The organism is Veillonella sp. AF13-2 (genome assembly GCF_003603295.1).
Classification (GTDB): domain Bacteria; phylum Bacillota; class Negativicutes; order Veillonellales; family Veillonellaceae; genus Veillonella; species Veillonella parvula_E.
This window is the reverse complement of sequence record NZ_QTMT01000003.1, coordinates 108,790-131,443: the sequence shown is the minus strand read 5'-3', so window position 1 is coordinate 131,443 and position 22,654 is coordinate 108,790. Positions and strand designations below refer to the sequence as shown.

18 protein-coding genes, 1 tRNA gene and 1 pseudogene are annotated in these 22,654 nt (G+C 40.7%); 1 reads left to right on the top strand and 19 read right to left on the bottom strand.

From position 1 onward, the window contains the following. Positions 1-2: 2 nt before the first annotated feature. Both DWV85_RS06480 and DWV85_RS06475 read right to left on the bottom strand, forming a co-directional pair. Entirely contained in the window at positions 3-1,142 is a 1,140-nt protein-coding gene (locus DWV85_RS06480) for a PrpF domain-containing protein (RefSeq protein ID WP_123138355.1), read from the bottom strand. Between the two features lie 24 nt (positions 1,143-1,166). Beyond that, positions 1,167-3,464, bottom strand: a complete 2,298-nt coding sequence (locus DWV85_RS06475; RefSeq protein WP_123138354.1) for a hydratase — start codon at positions 3,462-3,464, stop codon at positions 1,167-1,169. Positions 3,465-3,644: 180 nt separating this feature from the next. Between DWV85_RS06475 and DWV85_RS06470 the strand changes: the two genes are divergently transcribed. Then, complete coding sequence (locus DWV85_RS06470) at positions 3,645-4,514, top strand: LysR family transcriptional regulator (RefSeq protein ID WP_123138353.1); 870 nt, start codon at positions 3,645-3,647, stop codon at positions 4,512-4,514. A 308-nt stretch (positions 4,515-4,822) separates the two neighbouring features. On the opposite strand, the gene dcuC is transcribed toward DWV85_RS06470, so the two are convergent. The 17 genes and pseudogenes from dcuC to queF form a co-directional block, all read right to left on the bottom strand. Next, positions 4,823-6,076 (bottom strand): C4-dicarboxylate transporter DcuC, encoded by a 1,254-nt coding sequence (dcuC, locus tag DWV85_RS06465; protein ID WP_123138352.1) that lies wholly within the window; start codon positions 6,074-6,076, stop codon positions 4,823-4,825. Between the two features lie 239 nt (positions 6,077-6,315). Continuing rightward, complete coding sequence (locus tag DWV85_RS06460) at positions 6,316-7,560, bottom strand: M20 family metallo-hydrolase (RefSeq protein ID WP_123138351.1); 1,245 nt, start codon at positions 7,558-7,560, stop codon at positions 6,316-6,318. 62 nt (positions 7,561-7,622) lie between these two features. Beyond that, complete coding sequence (locus DWV85_RS06455) at positions 7,623-8,918, bottom strand: amidohydrolase (protein WP_123138350.1); 1,296 nt, start codon at positions 8,916-8,918, stop codon at positions 7,623-7,625. A 169-nt stretch (positions 8,919-9,087) separates the two neighbouring features. Then, complete coding sequence (locus DWV85_RS06450; RefSeq protein ID WP_123138349.1) at positions 9,088-10,032, bottom strand: EamA family transporter; 945 nt, start codon at positions 10,030-10,032, stop codon at positions 9,088-9,090. A gap of 1 nt (position 10,033) precedes the next feature. Continuing rightward, positions 10,034-10,510, bottom strand: a complete 477-nt coding sequence (locus tag DWV85_RS06445; protein ID WP_123138348.1) for a YhcH/YjgK/YiaL family protein — start codon at positions 10,508-10,510, stop codon at positions 10,034-10,036. A gap of 282 nt (positions 10,511-10,792) precedes the next feature. Next, positions 10,793-12,859, bottom strand: coding sequence for an elongation factor G (gene fusA, locus DWV85_RS06440; RefSeq protein ID WP_008603194.1), 2,067 nt, complete (start codon positions 12,857-12,859; stop codon positions 10,793-10,795). A 401-nt stretch (positions 12,860-13,260) separates the two neighbouring features. Next, positions 13,261-14,397: a [FeFe] hydrogenase H-cluster radical SAM maturase HydE gene (gene hydE / locus DWV85_RS06435; protein ID WP_243632541.1), complete on the bottom strand. Its 1,137-nt coding sequence runs from the start codon at positions 14,395-14,397 to the stop codon at positions 13,261-13,263. Next, positions 14,384-15,130, bottom strand: coding sequence for a YaaA family protein (locus DWV85_RS06430; protein ID WP_123138347.1), 747 nt, complete (start codon positions 15,128-15,130; stop codon positions 14,384-14,386). Before DWV85_RS06430 ends, hydE begins: the two co-directional genes overlap by 14 nt. Then, the gene (locus DWV85_RS06425) at positions 15,108-15,710 is read right to left on the bottom strand and encodes a hypothetical protein (RefSeq protein WP_123138346.1); all 603 of its coding nucleotides are present in this window, start codon (positions 15,708-15,710) and stop codon (positions 15,108-15,110) included. Before DWV85_RS06425 ends, DWV85_RS06430 begins: the two co-directional genes overlap by 23 nt. Positions 15,711-16,032: 322 nt before the next feature. Next, a pseudogene (locus DWV85_RS09450) lies at positions 16,033-16,861 on the bottom strand (divalent metal cation transporter). A gap of 19 nt (positions 16,862-16,880) precedes the next feature. After that, the gene (locus DWV85_RS06415) at positions 16,881-17,630 is read right to left on the bottom strand and encodes a hypothetical protein (protein WP_123138345.1); all 750 of its coding nucleotides are present in this window, start codon (positions 17,628-17,630) and stop codon (positions 16,881-16,883) included. A gap of 210 nt (positions 17,631-17,840) precedes the next feature. After that, positions 17,841-17,931: transfer RNA gene (locus DWV85_RS06410), tRNA-Ser, on the bottom strand. 50 nt (positions 17,932-17,981) lie between these two features. Next, positions 17,982-18,416 (bottom strand): DNA starvation/stationary phase protection protein, encoded by a 435-nt coding sequence (locus tag DWV85_RS06405; protein WP_004697769.1) that lies wholly within the window; start codon positions 18,414-18,416, stop codon positions 17,982-17,984. A gap of 402 nt (positions 18,417-18,818) precedes the next feature. Beyond that, positions 18,819-19,430 (bottom strand): serine O-acetyltransferase EpsC, encoded by a 612-nt coding sequence (epsC, locus tag DWV85_RS06400; RefSeq protein WP_120055854.1) that lies wholly within the window; start codon positions 19,428-19,430, stop codon positions 18,819-18,821. 163 nt (positions 19,431-19,593) lie between these two features. Continuing rightward, positions 19,594-20,508 (bottom strand): cysteine synthase A, encoded by a 915-nt coding sequence (cysK, locus tag DWV85_RS06395; RefSeq protein ID WP_123138344.1) that lies wholly within the window; start codon positions 20,506-20,508, stop codon positions 19,594-19,596. Between the two features lie 214 nt (positions 20,509-20,722). Next, positions 20,723-21,583, bottom strand: a complete 861-nt coding sequence (locus tag DWV85_RS06390; protein WP_123138343.1) for a hypothetical protein — start codon at positions 21,581-21,583, stop codon at positions 20,723-20,725. A 1-nt stretch (position 21,584) separates the two neighbouring features. After that, on the bottom strand, positions 21,585-22,082 hold the full coding sequence (gene queF / locus DWV85_RS06385) for a preQ(1) synthase (RefSeq protein ID WP_004697960.1): 498 nt from the start codon (positions 22,080-22,082) through the stop codon (positions 21,585-21,587). Positions 22,083-22,654: the final 572 nt, after the last annotated feature.

Here is a 22,654-nt window from a genome sequence, read left to right as displayed (position 1 = left end):
TCTTACTCTCCTTTAACATAAGCTATGCCTTTCATAATCGGTCGCGCTGTTCTAGCGACGCCCGCTTTCTCCACATGCCAACCCTTGTCATTGGTCAAGCATATTTCGAAATCAAATTTCCCTGATGGATGCGCCAAAGTAACGCGATTTGTCTCTTTAGCCCGTTCGCTTACTACTTCGTTCACCACAGTGCCCCTAATCGGCGCTGCCGTAGCTGTACAAATACCACCTGTAACAGCATAAGCTTTATGCATTACAGCTAGTGCTTTAGTACGCGCCACGATGTCTATGCTATTCCCCTCGATAGTTCGACCATCACTTGCTACGTAGGTTTGTGGTGCGGATACCATGCATACCTTTGGAACTGCAGGACTGGCGACCTCTTTAGATGGAGCAAGGCCCATCATAACTGCCGCAGTAGTGCGAATATCTTCAAGTGTATTGAGTAATACACCGCCATCCGTTTCTGTGAAAGCCGGTAATTCCGTGCCTTCATACCCAAGGTCTGTCGCCTTTACAAATACAGCTGGATTAGCTGCGTCTACGAGACTGACTTGGATTGTGCGACCATCAGCCAATGTAATGGTATCTTGTACATTGCCTGTTGGTAATAGCTTACCTGTCTTAGAACCGCCTGGCTCCAAGAAATATAATGTAATGCGAGCACCCGTACCAGGTACACCATCGATGGCAAAGTCACCGTCAATGACAGGTTTACCATCTCGGACTGGTACATGCGCTTCAATAACCTTATTTGTATTTGTGTTAAAGATACGAACTACTGTTTCTGGTTCTATGGCTTTCACAAAGCCTTCCATAATAGCAAATACCCCTGCACCAGCAGAAATATTGCCACAGTTCCCTTCATAATCAACCACCGCATCAGCAATACCTACATACCCAAAGGTATAGTCGATATCTGCATCATCCCGGTCAGAAGGATTTACAATAGCGACCTTGCTCGTCAATGGATCAGCACCGCCGATACCATTAATTTGACGTGCATCAGGAGAACCATATAAATCTAAAATCATACGATCTCGTGCAGCTGGATCAGTGGGAAGCGTATCTTTTAACAGATACGCCCCTTTACTAGTACCGCCACGCATATAGGTAATGGGGATTTCTTTATACCCGTTCATAACGTACTCCTCTATATGCAATGCTTATGCTTTGCTGTTTGCATAGTAGTTGATAAGACAACCAGCACCGATAATTTCTTTTTCTTCATCGCTTAAGTGGCCCAAATGCAGTGTGATTTCCGCTTTCTTCTTCCCACCGCTAATAACATATGCTTTGTAATCATCGGAGTCAGAGAATAATTGGTCACGTACATTTGGCACATATATATAATCGCCTACAGCCATAGTTTTAGAGTCTTCTTCACTAGTTACAAACGGTAACATACCCCAGTTAATGACATTACTGCGATAGCGTTTTGTAGCATATTCAATAGCAATGTTAGCACCGCCACCTAATACGCGTTGGCAAGATGCGGCTTGTTCACGAGCAGAGCCATCACCAGGGCGATTAGCGTACACCATGCTAGACACTGCCGTAGATTTAGCCATCTCTTCTACGGATTCTGTAAGGCCAAGAGCTTGTTTTACCTCTTCGTATGCACTTACTAAGTCTGCTGCGCTGTCACCTTCTTGACGAGATTTTTCCCAATTGCGAACGACTTTTGCACGGCCTACATATTCAGGAACCTTACGGCTCAAGGCAAATTCAGACAATGCATATGGATCGGAACGGAAGGAGGATGTTTCACCAGATGGGATCAATTCGTCTGTAGTTGTTACAGGATCATCGATATAAGCAGCTACTTTAAGCAATACATTTGGTGTCAATTCCTTAATAGAAGGCCATGGTTTAATGGATGGACCGTAAATGAGTTCCGCATCTTTTTTAGGCTCATTAAAGCCACTGTATACTTTACTTTCATACGGTTTATCGTCATAGTGATACGCTGATACTACATCATCGTATTCAACATCGGTTGCTGCCGTTAAAGCGCCACCATTAATAGCTGTAGCCGCTACAGAACGAGCATCGAGAAGTGCTACAGAGGAGATTTGACCATTACCTGGTTTAGAACCTTCACGGTTCGGGAAGTTACGTGTCGCATGACGACCGCTGAGACCAGTATTATTAGGTGTATCACCAGCACCGAAGCATGGCCCACAGAACGCTGTACGCACGATAGCTCCCGCTTCCATTAAATCTACAAGGGCACCATTTTTCATGAGTTCTAAGTAGATTGGTTGGCTAGAAGGGTATACGCTGAACGCAAAACGGCCAGAACCTACACTTTTACCGCGTACGATATTAGCTGCTTGCATGAGGTTTTCATACAAACCACCCGAGCAGCCTACGATGATACCTTGGTCTAAATGCAATTTGTCATCAAAATGCTTTTCAGGCAATTGTAGAGATAAGGATTTATTATCTAATTGCTCAACAGCTTGTCGTTCGATTTCTGCTAATAAATCACGACCACCTTCGTTAATTTCCTTAATAGTATATACATTGCTTGGATGGAATGGCATAGCAATCATGCTTTCCACCTCATCAAGGTTTACTTTTACAAGGCCATCATAGTAAGCTACATCACCAGGGTTAAGCTCTTTATAAGCATCACCACGACCATGAAGTGTTAAGAATTCTTTTGTATTGCTGTCTGTTCTCCAAATTGTTGTAAGGCATGTAGTCTCTGTAGTCATTACATCGATGCCGTTACGGAAGTCCATGGATAGGTATTCAATACCAGGGCCTACGAATTCCATTACTTTATTTTTTACAAAGCCATTAGCAAATACTGCCTTTTCAATAGCGAGTGCCACGTCTTGTGGACCTACGCCGTGTTTAGGTTTTCCATCGAGGTAAATAGCAATAACTTCTGGACGTTGTACATCATAGGTACGACCGAGCAATTGCTTTACAAGCTCTGGACCGCCCTCACCAATCGCCATAGTACCAAGAGCACCGTAACGAGTATGACTATCGGAACCGAGAATCATTTTGCCACAGCCTGCCATTGTTTCACGCATGTATTGGTGAATAACTGCAAGATGAGGAGGTACATACACGCCGCCGAAGCGTTGAACTGCGGATAAGCCGAATACATGGTCGTCTTCGTTAATCGTGCCCCCTACTGCTGCCAAGCTATTATGACAGTTTGTCAAAATATAAGGGATTGGAAATTTATCTAGACCACTGGCAATCGCCGTTTGAATGATGCCAACATAGGTAATATCGTGAGATGTTAAGGCATCGAATTTGATGCGTAGATCTTGATCACCTTCATGCTGTTGATGGTCCATTAAAATCCGGTACACCATCGTTTCCTTATAGGTGCGTTCTTTATTAAAAACTTCATGCTGATCAAGGGCTGCACTAGAATCTGCAGGAACGATATCGGTACCATGATATAAAAATACACCATTTGAAATTAATTCAACCATGACTTACTCCTTTATTAACCTCAGGTATATGTAAACCTTTACAAACACTATACTTTCACCACATATACTTGTGAAAGTTTCATTCCTCTGGTTATGACCAATCAGTATAGCCTTAGAACTCTCTCATCTGTACCAACTCTACGGGATAGAGTACAATAATACATATGTAAAGGAGAGTTTATGGACACGAAAGACTGTACAATTTTAAAAACCTTAGCAGAGGAAAATAATATTACCTATGCGGCTCGTCGTCTATTTATGACGCAACCTGCATTGAGTGAACGAATAAAAAAATTAGAAAAGGAATTTAACTGTCCCATCATCAATCGACAAGCTCGCGGTGTGGAATTTACCTATCAAGGCCAGCGCCTTGTGCGCTACGCCGAAGATTTACTAAACTCCTATACTTCGGTGCGCCAAGAGCTATTAGCTATGGGTAGTGAACCGCGCGGTACATTAAACCTAGGATGCTCAAATGTATTCGCAAAATATCATATTCCCCATATCTTATCCACCTTTAAAGAGACCTATCCACACATCGATATCATCATGTATACGGGACTCAGCTATAAGCTGTACCACGACTTCCTCGAAGGTCGCCTACACGCTGCCATCATCCGCGGTGCCCACACTTGGGCAGAGTCGAAAGAACATATCTGGTCTGAACCATTTTGTTTCTTCAACAAAACTCCATGTACTGTAGAGGAGTTACCTCGCTTGCCATATATTCACTATCAGACAGATCCGAATCTACAGCAAACTATCGATGATTGGTGGTATTCCCACTACTCACAACCTCCGATGCGCACCATTGAAGTAAACGACATCGATACATGTATGAAGCTAGTTAACCAAGGACTTGGTTTCACCATTCTTACCCAAAGTTGTGGCAATGATTACCCTAACCTATTTAAAGAAACCCTGAAAACTCTTGATGGTCATATCATGACTCGAGATACATGGATGTACACACGTCATAGTGCCCTTGAATCCAAGCCAGTACAGGCTTTTTACTCATTCATGAAAACATGGGCTGAAACAAAGGTATAACAATTATTCCTTTAATACATATAATATATTATGAAAATGCAATAAAAACAAATTGCTCTTTTCTTTGGTGTCCATAAATTTTACTTATATCTTATTATCTTACAAATGCATCTCAGTAATATAATGTCCGACTATACGGACTATATAGATTATACGGAATGTATAAAATCTATCATAACAAGAAAACCCGTCATGATTACATAAATCATGACGGGTTTGTTTTATAGAGTTTTATAGAGTTTTATAGAGTTTTATACATCTATCTGCTATGAGTGTATCGTAAAAACAAATCATCTTACAAGATAGAATTATAGTAACAAAAGCATAATAACTACTGTCGCAATAATACAAGGCACGGCATTGCGTTTTGCCATTTCCATAGGGTTGATACCTGCTAGTCCTGCGATGATGATACCTGCACCAGCTACTGGACTCATACTACGACCGATACCAGCACCCAATTGAGCCATGGAACCGAGTTGCATAATGCCATAGCCGAAGTCAGCCGCATGAGGTGTGACAGCACCGTTAAAGGCAAGAGCTGCTGCATTACCAGAACCAGAGATAACAGCCAATAAGAACGGACCAAAGGCTGCCCCTATTTGAGCGATTTGTTGAGAGTTCTTCATACCATCGATGAGTGCACTTGTAAGGCCGATGTGTTGCATCCCTGCAGTAAAGCATGCCGCTGCAGCCATAAGTCCCACTACATCACACATACCATCGCCAGTACCGCGGAAGAACTTCTTAACAGCGTCTGCCACATTAGGACGCACGGCAATGATGCCAATAGCAGTACCGATGAGCATAGATACAGGAACAGAGATTTCTGGAATCACCGCCACTTGTTTACTACCTAATACAAGTAATACAAGAGGAATAATCGGAATGATTGCATAGAAATAATTTACTTTGAATTCTTTACCTTCCTCTACAGTATCGTTTTTCATTACATACCCGGTATGCTCCTTCTTAATGATAGCTACGATGTTAAGCAAAATAGCGGCTACTACGATACCGATAATTGCTTGCATGGAGAAGCTGGCAATAACTGTCATTACGTCTACCCCCGCCAGTTGTGCCACTTGAGGGTTGAACATAAGGCCTGGGCTCAAGGAGCTACCCCATGTACCTAAGAAGATAGCAGAACCAGCCATCGCTGGATGTACTCCAGAACGAATTAAAGCCGGAATCAATAATGCACCTACGGCCGCAGCACAACCTGCCGCTGTAGGCAATGCAATATTAATTAAAAATGTAATAATAACAGCACCAGGAATGATGATTTTCGTCATCTTTTTGAGGCCTGCAGAAATGAAATACACCATATGCTCCGTACATTTTGTATATTCCATAACATAGCTAAAACCTAACACCGTACAGATTGTTGGTACAAGGCCTGGATTTGTAAGTTCTTTCACAAAGGCCGTCGTACCAGCGCCAAGCTGCCCACCAATAAAGCACATCAGTAAGCCCGATAATAATAAAACGAGCCGCGTTTCAAACTGTTTAATAATAGCGATAAACGTCGCTACTACGATAACAATACCTGTAATAACCATAACTCTCCTATCCGTGTACATAGGATGCAAGATAGCTATATCCCCTCTATAAACACTTTACACCCAATACACAACTAACAACACTAAATACAATAATCCTATCTATGTCTTACACCTAATAGGCCTAACAATAGTAAAAGTAATCACTTAATTATATTCAGTATAATCATATAACTATATAACTACTTATCTACATAACTACATAACTACATAACTACATAACTACATAAAGAAGTATATTAAACAAGCTTTGTTTCTTCCAAGCTAAGTTTTCTAAGCACCTTATCAAGCACCGCTGCACCCGTTACGATATCATCCATTTCAGCAAATTCTGCAGGATTATGACTGATGCCGTCACGGCATGGAATAAAGATCATTCCCGTCGGAACTACCTCCGCCCAATGCATCGCATCATGACCGGCACCGCTAGGCATTGTCATGTACTCCACACCAACAGACTTAACAGCCTCTTCGATTTCTCGAATCATCGCTGGGTGCATCTCCACTGGATAGTCCTGTGCAATTGTTTCAATTGTATACGATAATCCACGTTTCTCGGCAGTAATGTCAATAAATTCTTTAACAAGAGTAACTACAGAATTACGAGCTGCCTTAGATATGCTACGAATGTCTACCCCTAGCTTTACACCGCCTGGAATGACATTCATCGCACCAGGCGTAACCTCTACAACACCAACAGTACCCACCACGGGTGGCTCCTCTTGCATGGATGCAATCTCCTCGATGCCGAGGATGATTTTAGCGGCTCCACATAGGGCATCATGACGCAAGTTCATCGGCGTAGCGCCACTATGATCGGCATTGCCCCGAATGGTCACATAGAATCGCTCTGGCGCAGCAATACCAGTCACAATGCCAATCATTTTCTGTTCCTGCTCCAGCACCTTACCTTGTTCTATATGAATTTCTGTGAAAGACTTTACAGGTCGGTTATATTCCATTTCTTCAATCCCATCGGGATTTAAGTTGCGACCTTTCAATGCTTCGTACAAGGAAATTCCTTGTTTATCTACCAATCGGTGTAAGTCTTGTAATCTTAATTCACCACGCATGGCCTTACTACCTAGTGTAGCATTCCCAAAACGACCGGACTCTTCGCACATGAAGGATACCACAGCGATGGTATGATCATGTTCATAACCATCATCGATCATGCTACGAATTACTTCAATGGCAGACAATACGCCGACCACACCATCGTAATTACCTCCATTAGGCACGCTATCCGTATGAGACCCTACCATAACAACTGGTAAATCTGGTTTCTTACCAATCTTATAGCCAATGACATTACCAAAATCGTCTATTTCAACGGATAAACCCACATCAGTCATGCAATCTATAATATATTGACGCCCCTTCCAGTCTGCATCTGTGAAAGCAAGGCGATTAATGCCCTCACCAGGTGCCGTCAATTGGGCCATAGCATCAAAATCTTTAACTAATCTCTCTCGTTGAATCATATAACACCTCACAATCTATTACATCAATTACTGACAAACCATATGATGCTAGTACATAAAGCTTATTTTAAATAGTGAGCAGCAATGGTACCTAATGCAACGATACCATTTAGCATATCTTCTTCATCGATATCAAAGAGCGGATTGTGATGCGGTGCTTTAATGGCAGATCCCACAACCATATAGGTCGCTCTACCGCCGCGATCAATGACACGGTTCAAGAAGTACGCACAGTCTTCACTGCCGCCACCGCTGTAATCGAATGGCACCTCTTTAAAGATCCCAAGTGGTTCCACGATAGCTTGTACTTCATGAGCTAAATCATCGCTGATGCGACCTGCAGGAGTTTCTCCTTGTTTTGTGATTTCAAAGGTACAATCATGCATTTCTGCAGCACCTTTAATAATAGTCTTCGACCGTTCAATCATGTAATCATTGATTTCTGTCGTAGCACCACGAGTTTCTAGTTTAAGAACCGCCACATCAGGAGTCACATTGCGGCCTGTACCGCTTTCAAAAACACCTACATTCATGCGAGAAGCCCCTTGACTATGACGAGCGATGGCTTGTAAGTTGAGAACCGCTGTACAGCCGGCGAGCATTGCATTTTGAGCCTTTTCAGGGGAGCCCCCAGCATGAGCAGAATAACCGTGGAACACCGCATCAAGTTTTGTAGTCGCCAAGAAGCCATGATCGCTACACGCAAAGCAATTGGATAGATTTTCGTTAAACCCAATATGCATGCCGAACATCAAATCTACATCATCCACAACGCCCGCTTCCGCCATTGCTTTAGCACCGCGCACGCCTTCCTCAGCAGGTTGGAAAATGAGTTTAATAGTTCCTTTGAATTCATCCTTGTGCGCAGCCAAGTATTCAGCTAAGCCTAGCCCCATCGTCATATGTGCATCATGACCACAGGCGTGCATCGCCTTATCGTGACAAGAACGGAATCCTTTCTTTGTAGGCACATGGCTATCCTCTTTAGCTTCGATGACATCGTTGGAATCCATGTCTACACGAAACGCTACTACAGGACCTTCACCACCAAACTTCATAGTTGCAACGATGGCCGTTTTACCATAGCCCATCTTTTCTACAAGCACTGGATTAGCACCTTCTTCGATGGCGCGATCCATAGCAGCTTTCATAACCTCATCACTAGGCAAGCCCATGCGAGAATCTAAATCGAGTACATCCGCCCCTAACGCCACATCATAACCCAAAGAAATAAGCATATCCGCCACTTTCGCAGCAGATCGATATTCAAGCCAAGCAGGCTCAGGGTGCATATGAAAGTCGCGACGCATAGCGATTAACGTATCACGTCGTTGTTGCACAAAATCTTTTACAGACATAAATACCTCCTTAACAAACTAATAATCACGTATACATTTACTATATGAATTGATATGTAAATAGTCAACTAAATGGCGCATGTATACAGTATCTAAAATATACTTTATGTTATAACAAAAAACACATATACTACGAAATGATTTCTGTGATATATGTGTTCTTATCGATTTATTCTAATATGGTTTTATTCAGTTTTGCCAGTACTTCTCGTTTAATAGTTCGTTGTCTATCCCAAGCGATGATAACAACGGTAGCAATAATCATAGCCATACCAATTAGCCCTAATAGACTAAATTCATTTCCTAAAAAAGTCCACCCAAAGAAAGCTGCCGAAATAGGCTCTATAGATGACAAAATAGATCCTGGTACGGCCCCAATTCGTTTAACCCCTTCTAAATAGGCATTGAAAGATACTATCGTCCCGAGAAATATGACATTAAAACAACCAATAATAGTCCATGCGTCCCACACTGCATATGAGTTCGGTTGATGGAATAGTATAGCCGCAATAATACCGCTAATGAGCATCCCGAAGCCTACAATAGGTAATGTACCATATTTATAGAGTAAATCAACAGGAGAAATGCTATATATGGCTACACCGACAGCAGATAAAAGCCCCCATACGAGAACCGCCATCGGGAAGCTTTCAATAGAAAGGCCATCATCATTTCCCATTAAACAAATAGTCCCCACTAAAGCCAGTATAACAGAAACCATCTCACCTTTGGATGGTCGTTTACCATAGCGTACCAGCAGGTAAATAATAATCATAGACGGCGCCAGATATTGTAATACCGTTGCAATGCCAGCTCCAGCTAAAGCAATGGATCTGAAGTATGTATATTGGCATAATGCCATTCCAAATACGCCAAAAACAATGAGTCCTAGCGTATCCCTTACACTATGAAATACATTAAAGATGGAATTTCCAAATCTAAACCATGCGTAGATAACAGTTAGCAAACCTGCTGTAATCAATCGCATAGTTACTAGCCATTCCAAATTCATATCTCTAAAATTGCTTAAGAACTGTACGGATGCACCTGATACACCCCATAAAACAGCGCCTAATAGAGTTATAATAACACCAATAACTTCATATTGTTTCATGCTAGTCACCGAGCAAAGATACGTGAACTTTCACAACCACCTTACGGATTTTGATAGGTTTATCGTTTACGGCGAGTAAGGGCCGATGAACATCAGCGGGGAAGAATACAGTATAGTACCCTTCTGGGCAATGGATTTGCCCTTCATCAACGGCTTCATTAGAATAGAAATAGCAATCTCGCTCCGGATAGGACTCCACAGGTTTAACGAGACCTTTATCTACGAAAAATCCCATGTTTTCCTCGCCGCTCACCATAAATTGAATATCTACATAATTACGATGCGATTCTGGTTTTGTAGCTTCAAATAGTTTTGTTTCTACATCATCTACGTTGGCATACATCATGTCACCCTCGATGGCATGACGCCCTCCAGGCAACGCTTTCAAATCTGTGTTTTTCAAGAAATCTAAAGCACGCACGATGGCTTTAGGATAGCCCATTTTTGTATAATCTGCGGTAATACTAGAGAAAAACATACACAATCCTTTCACAATATCTATGGATATGGCACCACAATAAACCAATTATATTACCTTTTATGTTAGCACATATATACATAAAGGACTAGCTATTCTCTTATGTAAAAGCCCTCCATACGCTACATATATGGAGGGCCTCAGTAAAATACTATTCAAATTTATGACTTACGTCAATTATTACACTATGAAATTGTTACAGTATTAAATTGTTACATTATGCAATTGTCTATTCAGTTGTAGTGATTCAAACTGTATTAAATACAGCATGTGGCCATTACCTTATTCTTGGGTTTTATGAGCAGCGATAATTTCTTCCGCTTGCTTATGTGGAACCTCTTCATAGGTATAGAACTGACGGTTAAATACGCCTTGTCCTTGTGTAATGGAGCGCAATGCAGTCACATAATCGGACATTTCAGCCAATGGTACTTGTGCTTTAACAACGGAAATACCGGTTCTTTCACTTTGTTCCATGCCTAATACACGACCTCGACGGCTATTCAAATCACCCATGATGTCGCCCATGAAAGCATCTGGCGCAAACACGTTGACTTCATAGATTGGTTCTAATAGGACTGGTTTCGCCTTAGGAATCACATCCTTGATAGCCTGTGACGTAGCTACTTTAAATGCTAACTCTGAGGAGTCTACGCTGTGGTAAGATCCATCCAAGAGTGTCACTTGCACGCCAATCATAGGATATCCTGCAATTAGGCCTTTATCTAGGGTTTCTTTGGCACCCTTTTCCACTGCTGGTATGTATTGTTTAGGTACAGCACCACCAAAAATTTTGTCTACGAATGCAAATTCGCTACCATCATATAATGGATCCACTTGAATCTTAACGTGACCATATTGACCATGACCGCCACTTTGTTTCTTATACTTAGACTCGGTTTCAGCAGAGCCTTTAATGGTTTCGCGGTATGGAATATATGGAGCCACAAGTTTAGCTTGTACGCCGTATTTACGGTCCATTTTATTGAGGATATGCTCAAGATGTACTTCGCCCATACAATCAATTTGTAATTGGCGAGCTTCAGCATTTTTCACTACTACGCAAGTAGGATCTTCTTCTGCCACTTTAAGAACAGCACTAGCTAATTTTTCCTCCTCACCTTTTTTCACTGGCTCCATAGCCACAGTGTATAGAGGTTGAGGAAAACGGATAGCATCGTATGTCACTTTAAAGTCAGGAGCCGTTAATGTATCACCGGTCTTAGCATTAGCCAATTTTGGTATCACTACGATATCGCCAGCTTTTGCAGCAGATACAGGGATTTGTTGCTTCCCGATAAGGGTAACCATCTTGCCCCATTTTTCTTCTACACCTTGGTTTACATCATAAAGGCGATCGCCTTCTTTCAGTTCACCAGAGAAGATACGTACAAAGCTTTGTTTGCCTGCGAATGGGTCTAACAATGTTTTAAATACGAATGCAGTTAATGGTTTATCTACATGTACAACACATTGTTCGCCGGTTTCCGCATCAGTTGCGGTCATCACTTTTTTAGTTGCATCCGGCATGTAACGGATCATACGATCCAATACTTGATCTAAGCCAATACGAGATGTGGCACTGCCACACATGATTGGGCACACACGGCCACTAATCATCCCTTCACGCAAGCCTTGGCGGATTTCCTCTAAGGATAATTCTTCGCCTTCTAAATATTTTTCCAACAACTCATCGCTACCTTCAGCCGCGGCTTCTACGGTCATTTCCCGAATTTCTTGAGCCTTTTCGATAAGGTGAGCTGGTACAGCGACCTCTGTTGGTTGGCCGTCCTTATAAGTAAACGCGGTCATTTTCGCTACGTCTACAACGCCTTCAAAATCGGCACCTTCACCGATAGGAATCTGCAATGGCATAATGCCTTTGCCAAATAATTCCCGCATTCTTTCAATAGTGCCAAAGAAGTCAGCACCATCGACATCCATTTTATTGATAAATGCCATGCGAGGCATTTGTAATTCAACTGCATAATCCCATGCGCGAACTGTGTCAGTTTCTACACCAGATGTGGAGGATAGCACCATCAACATACCATCACAAGCACGCAAAGCGGCACGAACTTCGCCATGGAATTCGTTATAGCCTGGAGTGTCTATGAAGTTAACCTTATGGTCATGCCACTCACATGGCGCCATGCCCAATTGAATAGTTACATTACGTTTAATTTCTTCCGGTTCAAAGTCCATAATATGTTTATTATCTTGACCTTTACCTACGAAATCAACCGCACCAGAAGTTAACAACAAGGATTCAACAAGAGCTGTTTTACCCGCACCATCGTGGGAAACAACAGCAACGTTTCTAATTTTATCACTACTGTACTCTTTCATTGGAATCGCCTCCTTACTGGCAAATTACGGCTTTGCTAATACATTTCGACACTACAATAAAAAAATCCTCTTTTTCTGAGAAAAATTTCTTAGAAAAAAAGGATTATATAATAAGACTAAATTATAACGAAAATTTTAGTATTCCTATGTAGATCCTAAACTTAATTAAATTATTAATAAGACTTTATCGGTATATCCTATATATAGATGGGACTAGTGCCCTTACAAAGTTATAAAAAAGACGGTCTGTACTTGTGCAGCGACATCAGGAACGAGGAGCAAACAAGTATAGACCGTCTTTTTTAATTTAATTGTCGATATGTATTGGGGCCCCATCTATATATAGGTAAGACTCCCCCAAAGCTTATAATAGGATACATGAGTTAGATACACAGAGAATACTAAAATTCTCCCGTCCGTTTTCCGTAATGTTTGGAGTCCCCATTTTGTTTCCACCCTACGGTGTCACCGATGGACATTACGCGGCGCGTCAAGCAGTCTTTACATTGTTCTGCATTGTCGTCCACGCAAGGTTTATTATCGTATAGCAAATATTTCGCACGGTGTTCAGGAATGGTAATAATAGGCATTAGGATATTTGCACCTGCGGCTAAGCCTTTTTCACGGCCTAGTTTGTCTAATGCCTGTAATGCAGTAGTGGCTGCGATGTTTACGTCTTTCAAGAATAGACGTGTTAAGGCAATCATCTTAAGCCCTAGTTGAACGCGACGCAATTTACCTGCTTCGTCATCGATACCCATCGCCAAAGCTTCTTGGCCTAGAGGCGTATCATGATGCACCACATAAGGGCCCATACCAATCATGTCGATATCCATATCGCGATAGAACAAGATATCCTTCACAAGATCTTCTTCTGTTTGCCCAGGTAGGCCAATCATAACACCTGTACCTACTTGAAAGCCTACACGGCGCAAACGACGTAAGCATTCTACGCGCGTCTCAAAGGAGTGCAATTCATCACGAGGATGAATCTTATGGTATAAATCTGTATTGGTTGTTTCAATGCGTAATAAATAACGACTCGCACCGGCTTCACGCATGCGGCGGTACGCCTCTTCGCTTTGTTCCCCTACACACATCGTTATGCCAAGAGAACCATCACCAATGGCTTTAATATCGCGAATTAAATCCACAACATAGTCTACAAAGGCATCATCACAGCGTTCACCAGATTGGAGTGTAATGGAACCATATTCATGATCGTACGCCCACTGTGCCATCTTGATGATATCTTCACGATTCATATCAAAGCGTTCCGTCTTATCATTTTCACGACGGATACCGCAATAATTACAATTCTTAATGCATCGGTTTGAGAACTCGATGAGACCCCGATAGTATGCTACAGGCTTTACGTATTTTGCCTTCACCTCGTAGGCCTTTTTATATATCAACTGCAACTGTTCTTCATCAGTTACAGACATGAGAAATCGCAATTCCTCCTCGGTCAACCATTCATCGCCGACAAGGTCTTTTGCAAGAATGTCTTGCACTTGCAAACAATCACTTCCTTTCATAACGAATCGTCATCGATTCACTTGGTATGGTAATGGATTCAATGTCAGAGACACAGGTAAATCCATTGATTTCGCGCGGCAAATCCCGCACATGTTTCACTTGTCGAGTTAAACATTCATGAGCCATCACACCGCGACTCATTTTGGAGGACGTACTCATCTGCTTAAACGTATCGCCCCGTAATTCCCAAAATTCAACGGTTACCACCTTTGGATGGTTCACCATTTTTGCATATTCTTTAGATGCTAGGTTTAGAATCCAATCTTCCTTGTGAAAGTATGCGTCCACCGCTTCACGCCATGTATCGTATAGATTAATGCCCACCTTATCGACCATATCGAGTCGATAGTCGCGCACCCCCATATTAGGTTCAACAATGCCGTACAATGCAGACAACACAACGAGATGGCTTTCACCAAAAGCCTTGGCTTCGTCAGATAGGTTCGACCAGTCCAAATATTTGAAAGCAATGCCATCATAACTTTCACAGGCACGACCTACGGGATGAGCCTCAAAAGACTGGTAAAAATCAAAGAGAGCCTGTGCCTTATCATCCTTTAATTTCAAAGCCTTTCCAAGAGTTACAACATCGAGAGATTGTACATGAGTTATAATCTTTTTCGTGATATTCGGCTGAAATTGGCCGTCTCGGACTGCATGATGTACTGCCTCAGCGTTGCTAGCAACATCGGCAATCGTTTTTGTCTTACTAGGAGAGAGGACGATTTTCATGAGATAATTCCGCCTTAATAGATTCCTCTGTCAAATTGTCGATCAATTCAGGGTTCCACAACATGAGAGGCACAGCCACTACGTGGCTTGCTTTCAATTCTTTACATAATTTAATGCATTCTTTAAGATAATTAGAATCTTCATCTACAAGATCGCATACGATAAGCACGTGACGACCTTTAAGATTTACACCTTCATAATCGATGCTTTCAGCAGATACTGTAAGCATGCCGGTTTCCAAACGGCCTTCACTCATATCGTTTAAACGAGACATCAATACATGCTCAAGCATAGTAGATACAGGTGTCACTACGCGACCAATGCCGATAAGAGCCTCAGGTTGTGCATGAACGATAACTGTTTTCTTCCGTTTATCCGTTCTGAACTCAATAAGGGCTTTTTCTAAAGCGCCAAAAAATACAAATAACTGCCAAGGATCAAAAGAGCCTGTTTGGAACATATCGATAACAGAACCATCCTCATCCATATTGAGGCGCGTCAATAACTCTTCAGCAATGTCGTTAACCACAACACTAAAATCAGATTGTATTGTCTCTTGTACGTTGATTTCCTTTGCCATTAGGGCCTCCTAGTTTTCCATATATCACACTGCTAAGGAATACTCCCAACAGATATTATATTATCCTTAAAAATATTATTCTTATATAATACTATTCTTAATTGTACCATATTTTATACCCCTCTTGGGTATTCAAAGATACGCTTTTCACATAATAGATACGTTAGTAACATGACAAAAGGACCGCCATAGCGGTCCTTTGCATTTTAATTTTGTATTCTAATGTTGTACTCTAATATTATACTCTAATATTGTACTCTAATGCTGTATTCTAATTATGATTTTATAATAAACCTTTTGGTAACTAACAAAGAATATTCTATTAGCCTACAATCAATAAGTAGATATTCATGATCGTAACGATGATACCTATGCTCCATAAGAGAATATTTGTAAATTTACGGTTTGCGTATTCTCCCATGACCTTGCGGCTACTCGTCATGTAAAGTTGCAAGAAGATGGTGATTGGTAATTGCAAGCTCAAGAACATTTGAGAGAACAATAATGCTTGGAAGGAATCTGTAATAAACACGATCAACAATAATGCTGGAACATATGTTAGTGCCAAGCCTAATCGCGTATGGAAGTCTTTCATATCGTAAGACTCGCCAAACATTCCTGCAAAGATACTTGCCCCCGCCATACCTGCCGTAGCGGATGAGGCAAAACCTGCAAATAACAATGCTATTGCAAAAATAATACCCGCTGCGGGTCCAATGAGTGGTCGCAACAACTCCTCAGCCTGTTCAAGCTCTGTTACTTCAATACCATGAGCAAAGAAAACAGCCGCCGCCAATAAACTCAGCCAAGGCCGTCGCTGCCGCCGCAATTCCTGCCGTGCTAAGCACAAAGCGAGATGCATAACGCGGTAAGAATTCATAGGCACATTCCGACAAGCATTGACCGCGTACAATGCCTAAATGTGCCACATTATGCTGTAATAAAATGAGCATAATCGTAGATAGTGTGACTACCCACAATAATTCGTAACCATAACTGGCTCCAGCTGCCAAGTTAGCGGCCCAGTTGCCTGGATCGATAAATCCAACGGTTACGATTATACCAGGTCCTATATATTTAAAGACATCACTTACCTGTTGCTTACCGTTTTGATGGACAGTAAACAATTGTTTCTTTAAAAAATCAATCATTATAACCCCTTACCAAGAGTTATAGAGTGAACGTCATCTCCGTCTGCATACGAGCATCTGTTTTAGACTTTTTATCCTTGGAATCAGCGTAACGAATACGCACTTGATTATTTACCTTAACGCGAGAATCATCAATTTTAAATTTCTTCATTTTATCTTTGATCTGTTCATCTGTTAAAGCCCGTTCTTCCGGTTTTGCTACTTCATCGCCAGCCTTATCAAAGGCCTCTTGTTGATCCTTGGATACTTGATAGGTCTTACCAGATTTTTTAGCCCTTTCAGCACGCTTTTCATCTTGTTTTTGACGGCGCTCATCAGTAGCTTTTTTATCGCGAGCAATACGGTAATCCATTACATCACGCATATTTTCTTGGTAAATACGCAATGTATACTCTCGATCATTGTCGTTCATTTGCTCACGTTTTGTGACTACCTCATCGATAAGCGGCATAAGCTCATCCTTTGTGTAGCTAGCACCATCAAAAGTAAATCCGTGAGTATCTGTAATAGCACCATGTTTAATGAGCCTTTGTAACGCTGTATATGTCCAATCATTAGGCGTAATAACATCTGAGTTCACATGCTGTTGTCCTTTACTAGAACTACTAACAGCCTCTACATCAGCACTTACGCCATCCACCATAGGACGTGCACTTGGGATGGCAATACTTTCAGCATGACTAAACCCAACAGACGCAACAAGGCATAATGCACTAATGCCTAACGCTCGACGGATACGATTCATTTGACGTGTATGTTTTGTATTCATAAGAGTCTCCTTAAAATTACATTTTATACAATCTATTATATGAAACCCCTAGACATACGTCAACTCTATAACCTTACACACCTGTGTCATTCAATACTAATAAGGCCTTGGACTCACTCGAATCCTCACAAATTAGGCCTATATAAATAATATAATAAATCACTATATTATACAAAAAGACCCCACATCGAGTGATGTGAGGTCTTTACATGGCGGAGGATTAGGGATTCGAACCCTAGCGACGGTAACCCGCCCTAACGATTTAGCAAACCGTCCTCTTCAGCCTCTTGAGTAATCCTCCATGCTTTACTGGGTAATCATATCATACCCAATAAGGCATTGTCAATCGTCTTATTTCAGCATAGATTCGATGAACCAGATCTGTTTTACATAGTATGCAACGTGATCTTCCATCATGCTTACGAGCAAGAAATCACCTTCTTCATCAGCTGCTGCACGAATTGCTACAGCTTGATCATTCATGTATTTAAAATCCTTAAGAAGGATATCAATTACCTTTGCTTGAGGAATGTCTTCTTGTCCCAATTCTTCGATTTTAGTCAATTTTGCGTATTCTGCAGAATTTACCAACGGAAATTGACCTTGCATTTTCACATGTTCTGCTACGGCATCAAAGTATTCAAAGGCTTCATCATAAATGGATTCCAAGTATTCATGAATAGATTTGAATTGCGGACCAGTTACATTGAAGTGTAGGTTATGTAATTTTACATTCCATACGGAAAGATCTGCTAAATATTGATTTACTTGTTGTACGTTTTTCATAATAAAACTCCTTTTTTCACTTAATTCTCAATTATAGTTTATTCTAAAAGCAGAACAAACACAGTTGGCTTCTACGCCATCAATTCGTTTATTTAATTTATAATCAATATTGATTATATTTATATTTTACCAATAATGATTTTCCATGTCAATATATGAATAGATATTTTTGTATAAAAGTTTAATGAAAACATTATAACCATACTAAATCAAACATATCCCCAATCCAATCCAATACAATACAATCCATACCAAATCTAAATCCAATAATTCATAGAATCATATTTCTACGAATCATAAAAACCTCTAACTACTAGTTAATCTAATAATTAGAGGCTTGTATGATTCTATATTCAATATGACTCTATATTAAAATGAGTATATATTAAATACATTTTTATATTAAATATAGTATTCTATGTAATTATCAGGAATTTTCTTCTCCTCTGCTTGTGCAGCAGTTGCATTACGACTAGGTTTACGGACATACATATTTTCTGGATCTGTTTCAAAGATTACCATATCCTTAGGAATATCATGTTTAATAACGAGATTACAACCGATCTTCGTGCGCGCCCCAATCGTAATATCCCCTAAGATTTTTGTACCCGTACCGATGAGTACATCATCTTCAATGGTCGGATGGCGCTTTACCTTTTTAGAAGACATCCCACCTAGTGTTACTTGATGGAACAAGGTTACATTATCGCCTACAATAGCCGTTTCACCAATAACAACCCCCATACCGTGATCGATAAAGAGACCGCGACCAATCGTCGCACCTGGATGGATTTCAATGCCCGTCACATGCCGAGAATGGAGAGCCACACGACGAGCCAAGATGGGCCACCCCGCCTTATATAAACGGTGGGCAAAGAAGTGCCAGAACAAAGCCGTAATATGAGGATATGTCCATATAACCATCCATACACTTGTGGCAGCTGGGTCAGAATCCATTACGCGCTTAATATTATATTGAATTTTGCCCCATAATTTGCGCAAACCTTGCATCATAGTGACTCCATCTCAAATAACTCTACTTAACATTCTACAAAAATATAGATATATCTAGTATACAACATATTTGGTCTATATTCCTATATATAAGGCTTTATATCTATATAGAACCTATTCTTTTACCAATCTAAAATTCAGTATTGTATCTATTTGAAATCTATTATTTAACGTATTCGTTGTTGCCAAAGTCCAAGAGGGATAAATATTTCTCTACCCCATCAGGTGCAATAACAACGATATTCGCCTTAGGTAACTCACGAGCCATGCGTTTTGCCGCTACAATGGCCGCCCCCGCGGAAAGGCCAATAGAGATACCACTTTCACGCATAAAGGTTTGCACCTCGCTAAAAGCTTCTTCGTCACTTACCGTTTGCACGCCATCCATCAATATTTGGTCAAAGTTTTCAGGAATGAAACCAGCCCCAATACCTTGTATTTTGTGAGGGCCGCCCTTACCTTCGGTAATAGCAGGAGATCCCGTTGGCTCTACAGCAATGGCTTTTAGATTAGGATTATGTTCTTTCAATCGTCTCGTAACGCCTGTGAAAGTACCACCCGTGCCGATACCCGCTACAAATACATCGACATTCGGCACTTGTTCTACAATTTCAGTACCCGTCGTGCGGTAATGCATATCTGGGTTTGCAGGATTTACGAATTGGCCCAAGGTGAAAGCATTTGGATACTTCTCTAAAATTTCATTGGCCCGCTCAAGAGCCCCCTTCATACCTGTTTCTTTTGGTGTTAAGATGAGCTGCGCCCCATACGCCTTGATAAGCTCACGGCGTTCTTTACTCATACTTTCAGGCATGATAATCACTGTTTTAATATGTAGAATAGCGCCTACCATAGCAAGAGCGATCCCCGTATTACCACTTGTGGCTTCTACAATGATGCTATCCTCATGGATGCGACCTTGCTCTTTTGCAGCTTGTAACATACCGAGTACGGCACGGTCTTTTACAGAACCACCTACATTATATTTTTCAAGCTTTACATAAATATTGGTATTTGGCAATTGATATATCGGTGTTTTACCAATAAGTTCAATTGTTTGGCTTGTTACTATACTCATCTAATCCTCCCTCTAGCGATAGATGATAAAAATCGCCCTTAGGAACATCCCAAGGACGATATTATATTGCACCTTGTTATTCACCATATACGGGGTATAACCGTTTATGTATTCCAATTAATACAACCATACTCTAACATTTGAATCATTTCATTGTCAAGAGAATGAGAACGACTTTTAAAACCCTAAAAATACAGGAAATAACTAGCTTTATCTATTTTGTTGTAAGTGCGTCAAGTACCCCATCCCATGTGATGGGTACCATTATAATGATGAGGGCCAATCCAATAAAGAAAATTGCTCCTACCAAGACTGTAAGACGAGGGATAAGAGATATAGCCATACTACTAGCTAAATGCGATACTTTAGTTACATCATGATGTAACGCTACATGACCCCATAAGAAACCAGCAACTACATAGGTGATAATATATGGGTCGAAAATGATTAGGGTCGTCAATTCATTATCAGCATGCATAATTCGGTTAATACTCGGAGACACTAGTACATTTACAAGTATGGCTAGGATTTTAAACCACACTAGACACACGATATAAGGCCACATTGTTTTTATCGTCATTCTCAGCATATAAAGCAAGCCCACCAAGCTCGCTCCAAGAGAGCCTCTTTGACTCCCCATGTACCGCTCCATCCAAGAAGGCTTATGTTTACCTGCATCTACTTGGTCATAATAAAAGGATAAATCCCGTTCTCCATGAGCTAAATCAACGAGCCCTAATACTTGAAACAATATGAGCGAAAAGACTAGAATAACACCTATTTGAAAGCTTTCACTAAAGAACATGTCCATCAGATCGAAATCAAGATAACCAATGTTAAAGAGATTACCATACACATCGTGAAACGCAATATATATACCATTTGTTACAAGCATATCTAGCACAAATAGGAGCAACACAAAAATGATATATCCGTTCCAGCGAGTCCATTTACTTTGTTCTCTTAAATGAGTGTGAGTCCCTACGATTATCGATGCAGGTTGTAAAGACAAGGTCACACCAATCATAAAACAAGTAATAAAGGATGTGACCATTGTTAAATATTCGTATGCCATATTAACGGTATGCTACACGCTCAGGCTGCATGTCGTGGAAATGAAGGCGCTCTTTTGCAGTCTTTTCCCACTCTGTACCAGGCTTGCCATAGTTTGCGTATGGATCGATGGACAAACCACCGCGCGGCGTAAACTTGCCCCACACCTCGATATATTTAGGATCCATCAACTTCACAAGATCTTTCATGATAATGTTGATGCAGTCCTCGTGAAAGTCCCCATGATTGCGGAAACTAAACAGATACAACTTCAAAGACTTGGACTCTACCATTTTCTTATCTGGAACATAAGAAATATAGATTGTCGCAAAGTCTGGTTGACCTGTCATAGGACACAAGCTAGTAAACTCAGGGCAATTAAACTTAACGAAATAGTCATTATCAGGGTGTTTATTATCAAACGCCTCTAACACCTGTGGCGCATAATCAGTAGGATAATCGGTCTTGTGACCTAACATCGTTACCCCTTGTAACTCTTTTTCAGATCTGCCGGATGCCATAAGGAACCTCTTTCTATAATACGATATAAGAAATAATTCATGTGATACTTAATTATACCATAAGAAATTCTAGTTCTTATTTTCTAAAATGTATTCTATAAGAGGTTCCGCCTCATTATAATTACGCTTCTATATATGTAATTAATTGATAGAACAAAAAACATATATACAGCTTTAAAAATTTTTATTGTTAGCAGACATTCTTACTTTTCCCTTGATTCTCAATAACGGGAATATACTTTTTCTTTACAACTTAAACACTACAAAAAATCATAGAATTTCAATATACCTAGCGCCGCTAAGAAATAAAAAAATACAATCCACACTACATACATCTGTTTCTTTCTAGCCCAATCTTAATAACGACTGTGTGATGGCTGCCTGAATAGGGTAGCTGCAACTAAAACAGATTGTAAAAACCAAGCCATAACAATTGGCACAGCTATGTAATCTAAGAAATAAAACATGCTAAATAGCATGAAGGGGTATGTAATAATTATCGCCCAAGAGATGACTTTAATAAAACCATAATTAGAATTAGCAATTAAAGATACTAGTAATGGTGAAAGTTT